The organism is Candidatus Paceibacterota bacterium (assembly GCA_035452965.1).
Classification (GTDB): domain Bacteria; phylum Verrucomicrobiota; class Verrucomicrobiia; order Limisphaerales; family UBA8199; genus UBA8199.
Genome location: DAOTCE010000012.1, coordinates 88,652 through 103,095, shown reverse-complemented (window position 1 = coordinate 103,095; position 14,444 = coordinate 88,652). Strand labels below are relative to the sequence as shown.

The following is a 14,444-nucleotide window of genomic DNA, read 5'->3' as shown; positions in this document are numbered from 1 at the left end:
TAATATTATGCGCTCAGTGGTTATTCTTCTGCTTGGGCTCGGGGCCTGCCCCCTTGGCGTGGGGCAGGTCTCCGGGCAAGAACCCCACCACGCCCTGGCGCTTCAATTCACGCCGGCCAAAGCGCCTCAACCGCTGGGCCCGGTTTTGCGTTACGGGGATCGCCTGGCAATTTGCGGCGACTCCATCACCGAACAAAAGATGTACTCTCGGCTGATCGAGGATTACCTGACCGTCTGTGAGCCAGAGCTGAACATCACGGTGCGGCAGTACGGATGGGGGGGCGAGCGGGCCCCGGGATTCCTGGCGCGGATGACCAACGATTGTCTCCGCTTCAAACCCACCATCGCCACAACCTGCTACGGCATGAACGACCATGAATACCGCGCTTATGAAGACCTCATCGGGGAGACATATCGCCAGAGCTCCCTTGCCATCGTCAAGGCTTTCAAGACGAATGGCGTGCGGGTGGTTCAGGGTTCGCCCGGTTGCATTGGCAAAGTGCCCGGCTGGACGAAGCGCACAAATGACACGCTGGTGGACTTGAACCAGAACCTCTGCCGACTGCGCAATATCGGCATCGAGATTTCCGAGCGCGAGAGTGTCGGATTTGCCGACGTCTTCTGGCCTATGCTGACCGCGGGGGCAACCGCGCAGAAGCGTTACGGCGCCGGTTATGCGATTGCCGGCGCCGACGGGGTGCATCCCGGCTGGGCGGGCCATACGGTGATGGCTTACGCCTTCTTGAAAGCCTTGGGCATGAAGGGAGACATCGGTCTTCTGATCGCTGACGTGAAGAAGAGCAAGATGATGACTTCGCCCGGGCACAAGCTGATTTCCGCCCGGGATGGCCGGTTCGTGATCAACAGTGCGCGATATCCGTTCTGCGCCTGCGTGCTCGCCGGGAAAGGCGGACCGTCCTATCCGGTTTGCGGACAAGATAATCCCGAGCATGACAACAACATCCGTTCGGCCTTGACGCTCATTCCGTTTAACCAGGAGCTGAATCGGCTGATGCTCAAAGCCCGCAATGTCAAGGCTGGGCGGAGCTACAAAGTCACTTGGGGCAGCGAGAGCCGGACGTTCACCGCAGATCAACTGGAGCGCGGGATTAACCTGGCAGAGGTGTTTCCCTGCAATCCCTTCTGCGAGGCCTTTGCCAAAGTAGATGCCGCCGTTGCCGCCAAACAGGCTTACGAGACCAGGCAGATCAAGCAGATCTTCCGCAGCGCCGAGGCGAAGACCAACATGGAAGGAATCGCCGCCCAGACCGAGAAGGAACGCGCGACATTGGCCGCCGCCATTAAAGCTGCCTTTGTGCCCGTCACGCACACGATTCTGATCGAATCCACGGAGTAGGGCTGGCATCTCCCCCAACGCCTCCAGGATCTGGCGAGGCTGAAGTCGGAGGTGCCCGCACATCGGCAGGATCCTCCAATACCCAAGGGGGTGGCTACTCAATCGGCAACCTATCCACGCAAACAAATCCAGCCAATCGGTCACCCATTGGCCAGGTGCAGGCTGTCCTGATAAACAGGAGACCCTCCGGCTATTCCGGGGAGGCTCCCATTCGATGAGGTCTGTGTTGACACGCCGCCGTCACGGCAAGGCCAGCCGGAAGAACACGTTTCCGTTGGCCGGGTCAAGGGGAACGACGACGTGATTGGTCATCGTTGAGCCGGGGTAGGTAACCCAGTTCGTGCTTATGCCCGCCCCGGGGCTGTTGGTCTGCGTTTGCAGACGCCCGCCCGCGACCGGCCAGGAGATGTCCAGCAGTTGGCCCAATAATTGGAACGTCAGACGCTGGGAGACGAATTTGTAAACGATGCCGCCCGTCCCGTTCGCGGGGGTGTTTGTCACCAGCGCGTACAGTTCGCCGTCAGCGTCCTCGCCGAAGCCGTGCACCGTAAGGCCGTTGGGCAGAATGCCCTCGGCAAACTGGGGCAGCAGGAACTCGTTGATCACGCCAGCCTGAAGATCGGCATAAAACAAACGGCCGTCCACTCGCGAAGGCGAGCTCCTGATCGCCAGGTCGCCAAAGACATATTTCCCGATCAGCTCAGGGATCGCGGCGCCGCGATAGACGAAGCCACCAGTGACAGAGATGCCATCGCCGTGGTCGTATTCCAACGTACCCATGGGGCCGGAAATCGGGTCAATCATGCCGGCCGGAATTCCCGGGCTGCGATTTCCCGGGGGCGCCCCAATGCTGCCGTCCGCTCGATTGAACAGGAAATCACCCTCCTTGACAGCCCAACCATAGTTGCCGCCCAGCACGATGCGGTCAATCTCCTCGATGTTGCGCTGCCCGACGTCGGCCAGAATCAAGTCACCATTGACGCGGTCAAAAGAAAAGCGGTAGGGATTGCGCAGCCCGTAGGCGTATATCTCGGGCACCTGGCCCGGCCCCTGGAACGGGTTGGAGGTCGGGATGCGGTACTGGCCGTTGGCGCTGGCCGGGTCCGGACTGCCGGGAGTCAGGGAGGGGTGAAGGGGGTCGAACCGCAACATCTTGCCCAGCGGTGTGCTTAGGTTCTGGGCATTGCCGCCCGGCTCGATGTGGCTCGCTCCGACATCATTGGCGTTGCCGCCGTCGCCCGGAGCGAGATACGCATAGCCATCAGGCCCGAAAGTAATCGTGCCGCCGTTATGGTTGTTGGCGTTCTTGCCAAACGAGACGACCTCGCGGCGAGAGGCGGGATCAACAACGTTGGTGTCCGTGTTGGACATCTTCCACTCGTTGACCGCGTTCTTGAAGCCTTGCACGGCACCGTTGGGAGCAGGATAGGTCGGTCCAGTTCCCAGCAGCTGGCTGTTATAAGTGTAGAGCGTACGAAAGCCAGGGCTGGCCGGATTGTTGAAACCGGGATGGAATGCCAGGCCGAGGAAGCCGCGCTCGTCAAAGGCGTTGGCCGGGTTGAAGGAGGTCGACATGAGACCCGAAATATCGAGAGCCGCCCCGGGCAGCAAGGTCCCGTTCTGGACGATTCGCAGCAACCCATTCTGCTCCACCACAAACAGCCGCGTGGTATCGCCCGGCGGGCTGATGGCGTAGGCGGGAGCGGCCATCCCGGTGGCGATGGGTTTCAGCAGGACGGCGATGTTCCCTTTGGCAACCGTCGGCAGATAAGGCTCCCCGCGGGCGCTGCCGCCGACAATGAAAACCAACACAATCCCCAGGGTGCGTAATGCGAAATTCATAATGCCTTCTCCATGCTAATTTCCACTATTAGGTACTTGCCTCTGTTACGCTAGTCCCGGATACCGACAATTTCAACTGCCACCCCCAAATGCGGGAGGAATGGAGGGATGAACTTGTCCCCGACGGTTTCCAGCAATTGGCGCAACTTATGGGAGGTATGGAGCCCTACATGATGCCACGAGCATATAGTCTGAAGCGCGGTAACCGGGTTGATCTCGTCAAGCCCACCAATTGCCGCACCAACTGGTGGCTCCCCGTCTCTCCCTCAAGCCTGAGGCACTCCCCGCCCAAGCCCGCTACGGCGATTGGACGGGGATAATCCTGCGGGGTCCCTGTGTGTATCCCATGGGGAGCGCTCCCCATGGGATACACACAGGGATATCACGGGGGTCACATCGTTGTCACACCGGCATTTCCGGCGTTCCGGGGCTATAACGAGGGATGTGCTCGGAATCTACCACTGTCTCAAAAATGGACACGACGCCGATTTCCACTGGGATGGGTATTCAGTCCAGGAATGCGGGACCGAGTTGATGGATCGAGGTACTAAGCACGCGGATGTGCCGCGTCGTAAGCCCGCTTGAGCCGTTCGGTCGTCAGGTGGGTGTAGAGCTGCGTCGTGACGAGGTGCTCGTGACCGAGGAGTTCCTGGACACTGCGCAAGTCTGCCCCTGCGTCAAGGAGGTGGGTGGCGTAGCTGTGGCGCAGCTTGTGCGGTGTCAGGTGGGGATCCAGACCGACGATGATGAGGTATTTCTTGAGGCGCAGTTGGAGGGACCGCGGAGTTACCGGAACGCGCTTCTTTGGTCCCGCGAGAAAGACCGGGGATTCGCCAGCCGGCCCCTGGGGCAGCAGCGTCCAGTAACTCCGAATCGCGTCAAGCGCCGGCTCGCCGATGGGAATGAGGCGCTCCTTCTTCCCTTTGCCGCGCACGCGCACCACGCTCTCATTCCAGTCGATGTCCTGCGCCAACAATCCGCACAGCTCGCTGATGCGCAGTCCGCACGAGTAGATGGTCTCCAGCACAGCCACGTCGCGCCGGCAGGCAAGCGCCGCGGCGAGGCGCTCGGCCTCGGTTTTGCCCTGCGCCGGCAGAAGCTTGAACGGCGCACCCAACAAGTCCGCCATCTGTTCCGGCGTCAGGAACTTGGGCAGCCGCTTGCCGACCTTGGGCAACGCGATGTTTTTGATCGGCGAGGCTGCCACGGCTCCATGGCGCACGAGAAAGCGGTAAAACGTTCGCAAGGCGCTGAAGCGGAGCTGGATGGCCGCACGGCTGAGATTCTGCCGCCCGAGAAAGCGCAGGAAGGCGCGGAAGTCATCCCGCTGCATCGTCCCCCACACGGGAGGTCGCTGTCGCTCGGCCTGGTGCCAGCGGTGAAGTTCCCACACCGCCTGGCGGTAGTTACGTTGGGTGTAAGCCGAAGCGCCGCGGTCCGACGCCAAATGCTGCAGGAACTTCCTGATCCACTTGTCGTTGGCCGCTGACTCGTTATCCGCCAGGCTCACTTTGCCAGGGGCTTCTGGGGCTCCGCTTCGCGCGGTGGGAATTCAAAGCTGACTTTGCCCGCCTCGCCCAGCACCAGGTAGGCCGGAAACGGACGGCCGGTCTTGGAGGAGATGAACTCCTGGAATAAATCCGTCTTGCCTTTCGACAGCAGCCGGGCCGCTTGGTCCCGGTCAATGGCCTGCTGCAGGATCGTTTTGTTGATCTTGAACTTGCACGGCCGCTTATCCGCCTGCAAACGTTCGCACACGTAAGCCGAGCCGCCTTCGAACACCCGCTTGCCGCACACGGGGCATTTGCCAAGCGGCTCCTGGCCTGTGAAGTCCAGTTTCGGCTCAGGCTCCGCGCGCGACGCAGCCTTAGCGCCCGGATTCCGCGACTTCGGCTCGCGCGGCTCGAACTCAAACGCCACGTTTCCATCCTTGACCACGAGAAACGCTTTGAACGGCCTGCCTTTCCTCGAGATGAACTTGTCCAGCAGGTCAGTCTTGCCGGTTTCCAGCAGCTTCTGCATCTGTGCCCGCTCGATGGCTCGTTGCAGGATGACCTTGCCCGACCGGAAGTCACACGTGCGCATGGTTCCAATCGCTTTCTCGCACAAGTAGCTCATCGGCGTGTCAAACACCCGGTGCCCGCACTTCGGACACTTGCCCAGCGGCTCCTGACCCGCCAGGTCGGCTTCCGTCACGCCGCCGTTGCCTTCCGCCCGGTCCTGGCCAAAGTCGAACTCCGGCTTCAGCTCCGGGGTCAGCCGGATCATCGCCGCGAACGGCTTGCCCTGCCGACTGCGAAATCCCTGCAAGGGCCCGAGCTGACGCTTGGTCAGGAGTTCCTCAATCTCCGGGATTTCAAACTGGCGCCCAGCCACGATCTTCCAAAGGCTGAACTCGCACTTCTGGCACTGGAATTTCTTGTAGTTCTCGTGGATCTCTCCGCCGCACTTGGGACACGGCACCTTCAGCGTTCCGAAGTCACCGGGCACCGTGTCGCTCTCATGCCGCTTGGCCTTGGCCACGATCTCGCGCGTCATGTCCGCGATCTCCTTCATGAACTCGGCCCGCTGCATTTGGCCGCGCGCCATGCGGAGCAGCTTGAATTCCCAGTCGCCGGTCAACTCCGGGGACGACAGCTCCGGTATTCCCAGCCCATGCAGCAACTCCATCAGCGAAAACGCCTTCGCCGTCGGTTGCAGCTCGCGCCCCTGCCTCAGAATGTACTTCTCGTAGATCAACCCTTCGATGATCTGGGCGCGTGTGGCAGGCGTGCCCAGTCCCTTTTCACTCATTGCCTCGCGCAACTCCTCGTCCTCGACCAACTTGCCCGCTCCTTCCATGGCAGTGAGCAGGGTCGCCTCGTTAAAGCGCGCCGGCGGCTTGGTCTGCGCGGCCACGACCTCCACATTGGCGGTCTGCACTGTCTCGTTCGGCTGCACGGGCGCCAGCGTGGGCGCCTCGTCGGTTTGCGCTTCCTTGCCATAGACCGCCATCCAGCCCGGATTGGTCATCACCTTGCCCTCGCTCTTAAAGGGCTCGCCCTCCACCCGGGTGATGCGCGTGGTGACCAGGAATTCCGCTGCCGGGTAAAACACCGCCAGGAAGCGCTTGGTCACCATGTCGTACAGCTTCGCCTCCATCTCGTTAAGATGCTTGGGCGCCAGCGAGGTCGGGATGATGGCAAAGTGGTCGGACACCTTGGCGTTGTTGAAGATCCGCTTGTTCGGCCTCACCCACTCGCTCTTGAGAATCTGGTCTGCGAACGCGCCGTAACTTGTCTGCTCCAGCATGCCCAGCGTCTTCTTGACCGTTCCGATGTAATCCTCCGGCAAGGCGCGCGAGTCGGTCCGCGGGTAAGTTAGCACCTTGTGCCGTTCATACAGCGCCTGCGCCAGCCCCAAGGTCGTCTTGGCCGAGAATCCGAACCGCCCGTTCGCCTCGCGCTGCAGGCTCGTCAGATCATACAACAACGGCGACAATTGCGTCGTCGGCTTGCATTCCTCGGTCACCACTCCCGGCTTGCCCAGGCACTTGGCGCGGATGGCCTCCGCCTGTTTGGCATCCCAGAGCCGCTCCGGCTTCAGATCGCTGTCGCCCTCTTTCTTGGCGAATTTCTCATCGAACCACCGCCCGGGATATTCCCCCGCCTTGGCCGCGAACGTGCCGTGGACCTCCCAATAGTCCCTGGGCACGAACTTCTTGATGCGCTCCTCGCGCTCGACCAGGATGGCCAGCGTGGGTGTCTGCACCCGCCCCACTGTGGTCAAGTGGAACCCGCCGGTCTTGGAGTTGAACGCCGTCATGGCGCGGGTGCCATTGATGCCCACCAGCCAATCCGATTCCGAGCGGCACACCGCGGCGTCCGCCAGGGGGCGCATCGTCGCGTCGTCGCGCAATTGCGCGAACCCCTCGCGGATGGCTGCCGGCGTCATGGATTGCAGCCAGAGCCGCTTGATGGTCTTCTTGACCTTCGCGAATTGGACGATATAGCGGAAGATCAGCTCTCCCTCACGCCCGGCGTCGCAAGCGTTGATCAACGCATCCACCTCTGGCCGCTTGATCAGCCTCACCAGCAACTTGAGCCGTCCCTCGTTTTTGTCAATGGGCCGCAGATCGAAATGGGGTGGTATCACCGGCAGATGGGCAAAGCTCCACTTCCCGCGCTTGACCTCGAACTGGTCTGGCACGCACAACTCCAGCAGATGGCCCACCGCCGACGAGAGCACGTACTGGTCGCTCTCGTAGTAGTCGCCCTGCTTCTGGAAGCCGCCCAGCGCCTTGGCGATGTCGTTGGCAACCGACGGCTTCTCTGCGATGATTAACGCCTTGCCCATATATTACGTTGACACTTACACCCGGTCCGCAATTGTGGCAAATCCGTGCAAGTTGCCGGAAAGTGGCTTAATCCCTCCTCCCTGTCAAAGCTTTCGTGCCTGCGCGCCCTCGGCCGATTGCATCCTGGCACCGCCAGCCGCTGCGTGGTAACGATCAACTGTCCCTCCGGCAAATCCCTTTCCGCGCAAGCTTGATCGTCCCTGACCTATGCGCCATAATCCGGCTCACACGATGCGCTCAGCCCAGCCAACTCCGGTGCAATTGCACCGATCCGTTCAAACGCCAGGAATAGGCGGCGAGGCCAAGCCCGGGAATTGATTCTATCCCCTTGCCTATGATAACTCTCCGTGCATCCGTAGTTCTCGGCCTGTCACTGGTGATTGGCTTGGCCATCTTCGGCTCACAGATCGGCCGCGCCGTGAAGAAAGGCCGCGAGTTCGACCGTTACCTGGCCGTCAAAGGCCTGTCCGAACGCGAGGTTAAGGCCACGCTCGTCATCTGGCCGATCCGCTTCTCCGTCGCCGCCGAGACCTTGGGCGCGCTCAAGAACGCCATGGAAACGAACCGCGCCCTGGTCCTCTCCTACCTGGAATCCAACGGCATAGACCCAACGGAGATCACGCTGGGCCTGCCCGTGGTTACCGACCGGGAGGATGAACGTATCCACGCCAATCGGCCCAATCTTGCCCGCTACCGCGCGCTGGTCACGATGTCCGTGCGAAGCGCGAACGTGGACGTCGTCAAAAAGGCAATTCAGGACTCGGACAAGCTCCTTGCTGCCGGCGTAACTCTTGCCGGCCACGAATCCGGAGACCGGATTGAGTTCATCTTCAACGCGGTGAACGACATCAAGCCCGACATGATCCGGGAGGCCACCGCCAATGCCCGGGCCGCGGCGGAGAAATTCGCCCAGGACTCCAGGAGCAAGGTCGGGCGCATCCGCCGCGCTACCCAGGGCGCCCTGCAGATCGAAGACCGGGACGCGGCCACTCCCGAGAAGAAGATCCTCCGCGTGGTCACTACCGTGGACTTCTTCCTGGAATAAGGCGGCAAGGCAAACTTCGCGTTCAACTTCCCACCCGCCACAGGCGCGAACCGCATGGTCGTGAGCAACACGGCACTGAGCGCTCCTCCCTGGTAACCGGATTCAACCGGGCCGTGACGAGTTCCTGCTGTTGCGGGTGTCGGCTTCCGGCCCAAGGCGGGGACTTTCCGCCTCCAATTGGACCGGTGCCATTTAGGCGATTTCTAGGCGCCAATGCGCCTTCAACGGGGCATGACTTTAGCCGAGAACCGAGCGATTCATTCTGATGCATCCTGGAACCACGCCCCGGCCCCAAGGGAGCCTCACCGTATCCTCGCAGTATCCTCACCGTCTCCACACCGTGGATACACACTTGACACTTTCCGCAGATTCCAGCGCAACGCGCTGCCATTACTCGATTTATACTCATTTGCACCCACAATTGGCATTTTCCCCGCTCCGATGGATGCAACTCACTGTAACGATTGTACTTACACTGATTTTCGGGCGAATCAACCTCTTCCATAAACGGAAGCCTTGACGAACAAAAACAGACACCCACAACAACCGGGATGAACGCTACTGCAGCACTTGATGGTGGTGGTGCCAAGCTGCGCCAACGCACTGCTGAAGGGCCGCAAGTAGCTTGACGCGTCTTGGTATTGGCGGTCATAGTCCGGTGAATGTGCAAAAGCGCGATGTCGTTGTGCCGGGATGCGCAGCCAAGGGGACAAGTATGACACGCATGCGGCCCCTCTTCCCGTATGGCATGGCGATACTGCTGGTATCGCTGGCGGTGGCACTGCCTCGCCACGTTTGCGCCCAGTCGGCCCCCGTCATTTCGGCCCAACCGCAGGGCCAATCCGTTGTGCAAGGGTCGATCGCCCTCTTCAGCGTGCTTGCCGCAGGACAGGCGCCGCTCGCGTATGCCTGGTATCACAATGGCTTCCCCGTGGCCGATGATGGCATTCACACCCAAGGGGCAGCCGCTCCACAGCTAATCATCTCAAACACCCTGGCCGCCGACGCCGGCTCTTACTGGGTCACAGTCTCCAACCGGCACGGCATGGTCACCAGCGAGGTGGCCACGCTGACCGTCGTGCTGCCGCCTGTCATTTTGCAGCAGCCTCAGACTCAGGACGGGGTCGCGGCACTATCTGCGTCCTTTGAGGTAACCGCCATGGGCACGCCGCCATTGGGCTACCAGTGGAAGAAGGATGGCGTGGATATTCCGGCGGCCACCAGCACGACGCTGGTGCTGTCGGGCCTGCAAACTAGCGATGCCGGTTTGTATTCCGTGTTGGTGTCCAACGCCTATGGCGCGACCCTTAGCTCCAATGCCCTGCTCAACGTGTTGCTGCCGGTGTGCGTCGAAGCCCCGGAGGGCATCGTAAGTTGGTGGAAAGGGGCGAACACCACCGATTACGTGGATGGAAACTACGTCGGGGCACCCACCCGCTTTGGCCCCGGCCCGGGAATGGTGGGGGAGGCTTCCAACTTCCAGGGCGGAGTTGACATGATCAGTCTCAGCGACGCCGACAATCTCAAGTTCACCAACTCGTTCAGCATCGAGGGCTGGATCAATATCACCGCCTATCCGGCGGCAAACGCCGGCGCGCCGGGCGCAGTGATCCTGATTCGTTCGGACGACCGTTCCTGTTACGACCCCTACTACCTTGCTGTCACACCGGCTGGCAGTCTCCAGTTCCACATTGAAGACGCCGCGCAGACCCCGCCGTGCGGCCAGAGCCTTGACTCCGTGCCGCTGGCCATGGGGAAGTGGTATCATGTCGGCGCGGTGTTCGAGGCGGACGCCGGCAGCCTGATGATATTTACCAACGGCGCGCTGGCGGCCCAGGCCGCGACCAGCCTCCGCCCGTTCCGGGATTTGGATGCCCAGCTCCACCCGGGCGTGGGCATTGGCAACTACGCCAACTGGTCGGGCTCGGCGCCATTTAACGGATTGATTGACGAGCTGGCCGTTTACAGCCGCGCGCTCTCGGAAAGCGATATGCGGTCCATCTATCGCGCCAGCTACGCCGGCAAGTGCGCTGTGCGTCCGGAAATCACCCAGCAGCCGAGCGGCGGCGAAGTGCTCGTCGGGCAGCCGGTTTCATTCCAAGTGACTGCCGTCGGCAAGTTGCCGCTGATCTACCAGTGGCAGAAGGACGGAACGAACCTGGTGAACACTACCCGCGTAACCGGGGCGGACACCGCCCAGCTCACCATTTCCGGCCTTCAGACGAATGACTCCGGCGACTACCGGGTGGTGGTGACCAACAGTTACGGAACCGTGACCAGCGTCGCAGCCACGCTGAGCGTAATCACCGACCCTCGCATCACGACCCAGCCCACGGACCAGCGCGTCTTGTTGACCCATGCCGCCACCTTCGCGGCGGCCGGCGCGGGAACCGGGCCCCTGTATTACCAATGGCATCTCGGCGGCGTCCCGCTGTCCGATGACGGGCGGATCACCGGCGCGACCACGCCAACGTTAGTGATCCAGAACGTGCAGTCCAACGACGTGGGCGGCTACACGCTCGTGGTCAGCAACACGCTCGGCACCGCCAGCAGCGCGGTCGCAAACCTGACGCTTGCGACGGTGCGCTATGTGAATGCCGCCAATCCCACGCCCGCGCCGCCTTACACCACCTGGGCGACCGCCGCGACCGCCATTCAGGATGCGATCGATGCCGGCATTCCTCATGACTGGGTGGTCGTCACCAATGGCGTTTACCAGACCGGCGGACGCGTCGTCGGCGGCACGAAGTGGAATCGCGTGGTGATGACCAACCAGGTGACGGTCGTGGCGCTCAACGGCCCGCGCGTGACCACGATCCTCGGGGATGTCCCGCCCAACCACCACTACTATGGCACCCGCTGCGCGTGGCTGGGGAGCGGCTCGACGCTGTCGGGCTTTACCCTTTCCGGTGGTGGTAACTATCTCGGCCATTACCAAAGCAGCTTGTATGACAGTAGCGGCGGAGGCATCCGCTGCGAATCGTCCAGTGCGCTGGTGTCCGGCTGCATTGTCAGTGGAAATACCGGCTGCGCCTATGGGGGCGGCGTTTACAACGGCGCGCTCGTCAACTGCGTCCTGAGCGGCAACTCCGCCTGGGAGGCCTCTTCGGGCGGCCAGGGCGGCGGGGCTTATGTCAGCACCCTGCTCAACTGCACCATTGTTCGCAATTCGGCCTTGATCGGCGGCGGCACCGCCCACTGCAATGCGACCAACTGCGTTATCTATTACAACACGAACGATTTCGGCGCCATCCACAACAACTATCTCTCCGGGTATGGAACCTTCACCAGTTGCTGCACAGAACCGCTCCCTGCGGGCAGCGGGAATATTACCAACGGGCCGGCTTTCATAAGCCTGGGCGGTGGAGATTACCATCTGGAGACGAATTCTCCGTGCATTGACACCGGGGACAATGCGTTTGTAACGGGCAGCCGGGATGTGGAAGGTGCGCCGCGCGTGGTGGGCGGGGCTGTGGACCTGGGCGCTTACGAACGGCAGCACGCGCCCTGGATTGTCGTGCCGCCGTTTAGCCAAAGCGCCATAGTGTTCAGCAACGCCGTGTTCACGGCGGCTGCGGTGGGAGACGAGCCGTTGGCCTACCGGTGGCAGAAGAACGGAGTGGATCTGGCCGACGAGGGGCGAATCGCCGGCGTCTCCACTCCTACAGTGGCGATCTCAGGAATCGGTGTTCAGGATGTCGGCGACTATCGCGTCGTGGTCACGAACCTGCTCGGCGCGGCGACCAGCTCGGTCGCTACCCTCACTGTCATCGGCCCGCCGATCATCTCCGTCCAGCCAGGGAGCCGGACTCTGCAGGCGGGGACCAACGTCAGCTTCAGTGTAAGTGCATCCGGTCTGGCGGCGCTCTCCTATCAGTGGCGCTTCAACCAGGGCGAACTGCTCGGGAAAACAGGCTCCTCCATCTCTCTGACCAATGTCCAATCTACCAGTGCCGGCGATTACGACGTGGTCATCACCAACATCTACGGCGCAATCACCAGTTCCGTCGCCACGCTCACTGTTTTGCCCGCTGTCCCGACGATCACAACGCAGGCCGTCTCGCAAGTCGCGTCCGTCGGGCAAACCGTTTCTTTCACGGTGGCTGCCAAGGGCTCGGAACCAATGTCGTGCCAGTGGCAACGGAACGGCACCAACCTGGCTGGGGCGACCGCCTTCTCGCTCACTTTGACCAACGTAAACGCCGGTTTGAGCGGGAGCTACTGCGCCGCCGTCAGCAACGCGGTCGGGGGTGTCTTCAGCACTAACGTCACGCTGGTGGTTTCTCCCGTCCTCCTCTGGGGCGTGAACAACCGGGGCCCGGGCCAGGGGATTTCGGTGGCGATTCCACCATCGGCGACCAACGTGATTGCCATCGCGGCGGGACTTTGCACCGTCCCTTATCCTTGCCTGGCCTTGCGGGCGGACGGCGCCCTGGTGGGCTGGGGCGGCGTCGGCGCGGTCCCCTCCAATGCCGTGGACATCGTCGCCATTTCGAGCGGCGGGCCGGGGCCACTAAAGGCGGATAACAATCTGGCGTTGCGATTGGACGGCAATGTTGTGCATTGGTATGGCACCACCACGCCGTCGTTGCCGCCGGCTCTCACCAATAGCAACATCGTGGCAATCGCCGCCGGAGGAACCCATCAGCTTGCCCTGCGCGACGACGGCACGGTCATTGCCTGGGGCGGCAACTCTTACGGCCAAACGAACGTGCCGCCCGCCGCCACTAATGTCATCGCCATCGCCGCAGGTGATAGCCACAGCCTCGCGCTGCGTGCCGATGGCATAGTGGTAGGGTGGGGACGGAACAACAACGGCCAGGCTGCTGCCCTGAGCAACGCGGCAAACGTTGTGGCCATTGCCGCCGGCGGGAGCCAGTCGCTCGCCCTGCGGGCCGATGGCTCCGCCGCTGGCATCATCATCACCAACGACCAAGCCCGCGCGCCGTACTACGGCCCGCCGCCCGCCGACGCCACCAATCTGCTGGCCATCTCCGCTGGCTCCACGCACAGCCTGGCCATTCGGGCAGATCGAACCCTCGTGGGTTGGGGGTTGACCAACTATGCCCAACTGCCGGTTCCACCGTATGCAACCAACGTGCTGGCGCTGGACGCGGGCGGCACCCTCAGCCTTGGCCTGGTGCCCGACCCCACCGCGCCGCCGATCCCGCCGCGTATTGCCCGGCCGCCGCTGGGCCGCACAATCGTGGCCGGACAAAGCGCCGTATTCAACGCACTGGCCGTTGGTGGGCTGCCTTTGCGCTATCAGTGGTATCGCACCAGCGCGCCTTTGGCGGGGCAAACCAACGCCTGGCTCGCACTGACCAACGTGCTGCCTGCGGACGCCGGCAACTACCAGTTCGTGGCGCTGAATGACTTCGGCGCCGCCACCAGCGCCGTAGCCGTGGTGACGGTGGCAGTTCCGCAGCCGCAGTTGGAGTCGCTCGATGTGGCGGGCGGCGGATTCCACTTCAGCTTCCAGAGCATCGCTGGGGTCCTTTACATCGTCGAATACAGGGACAGCGTGATCACTGGCGCGTGGATTGATTTGGAGCGGCGCTTCGGCGCCGGCGGATTGGAGGTCGTTACGGACAGCAGCGCAGCTGGCATGCGAAGGTTCTACCGGGTGCGAGCCCTGTACGCGCCACCGCCCAGACTGACTGCCACGGCCGGAACGACCAGCGCGGTGGGCTTCAGCTTTCCGACGGTGGACGGCGCTATCTACGTCGTGGAATACAAAACCAATCTCACTGACTCGGCCTGGCTCGAGTTATCCCGGCAGGCAGGGGTGGGCGCACCCATCCTGATAGAGGACACCAGCCCGCCCGGCCGAAGCCGGTTCTATCGCATCAGGGTTGAATGAG

General features: G+C 62.2%; 6 protein-coding genes. 3 read left to right on the top strand and 3 right to left on the bottom strand.

Going from position 1 to position 14,444, the window contains the following annotated elements:
* Positions 1–7 precede the first annotated feature (7 nt).
* Positions 8–1,357: an SGNH/GDSL hydrolase family protein gene (locus tag P5205_11580; protein HSA10999.1), complete on the top strand. Its 1,350-nt coding sequence runs from the start codon at positions 8–10 to the stop codon at positions 1,355–1,357.
* A gap of 240 nt (positions 1,358–1,597) precedes the next feature.
* Here P5205_11580 and P5205_11575 read toward each other — a convergent pair whose 3' ends face one another.
* The 3 genes from P5205_11575 to P5205_11565 all read right to left on the bottom strand — a co-directional run bounded on the left by P5205_11575 (position 1,598) and on the right by P5205_11565 (position 7,534).
* On the bottom strand, positions 1,598–3,199 hold the full coding sequence (locus tag P5205_11575) for a PQQ-dependent sugar dehydrogenase (GenBank protein ID HSA10998.1): 1,602 nt from the start codon (positions 3,197–3,199) through the stop codon (positions 1,598–1,600).
* A 547-nt stretch (positions 3,200–3,746) separates the two neighbouring features.
* The gene (locus P5205_11570; GenBank protein ID HSA10997.1) at positions 3,747–4,709 is read right to left on the bottom strand and encodes a tyrosine recombinase XerC; all 963 of its coding nucleotides are present in this window, start codon (positions 4,707–4,709) and stop codon (positions 3,747–3,749) included.
* Positions 4,706–7,534, bottom strand: coding sequence for a DNA topoisomerase III (locus P5205_11565; GenBank protein HSA10996.1), 2,829 nt, complete (start codon positions 7,532–7,534; stop codon positions 4,706–4,708). The genes P5205_11570 and P5205_11565 overlap by 4 nt, the downstream gene beginning before the upstream one ends.
* 335 nt (positions 7,535–7,869) lie before the next feature.
* On the opposite strand from P5205_11565, the gene P5205_11560 reads away from it, so the two are divergent.
* Positions 7,870–8,580: an SIMPL domain-containing protein gene (locus tag P5205_11560; protein HSA10995.1), complete on the top strand. Its 711-nt coding sequence runs from the start codon at positions 7,870–7,872 to the stop codon at positions 8,578–8,580.
* A 715-nt stretch (positions 8,581–9,295) separates the two neighbouring features.
* Entirely contained in the window at positions 9,296–14,443 is a 5,148-nt protein-coding gene (locus P5205_11555; GenBank protein ID HSA10994.1) for an immunoglobulin domain-containing protein, read from the top strand.
* The last annotated feature ends 1 nt before the right edge of the window (position 14,444 follow it).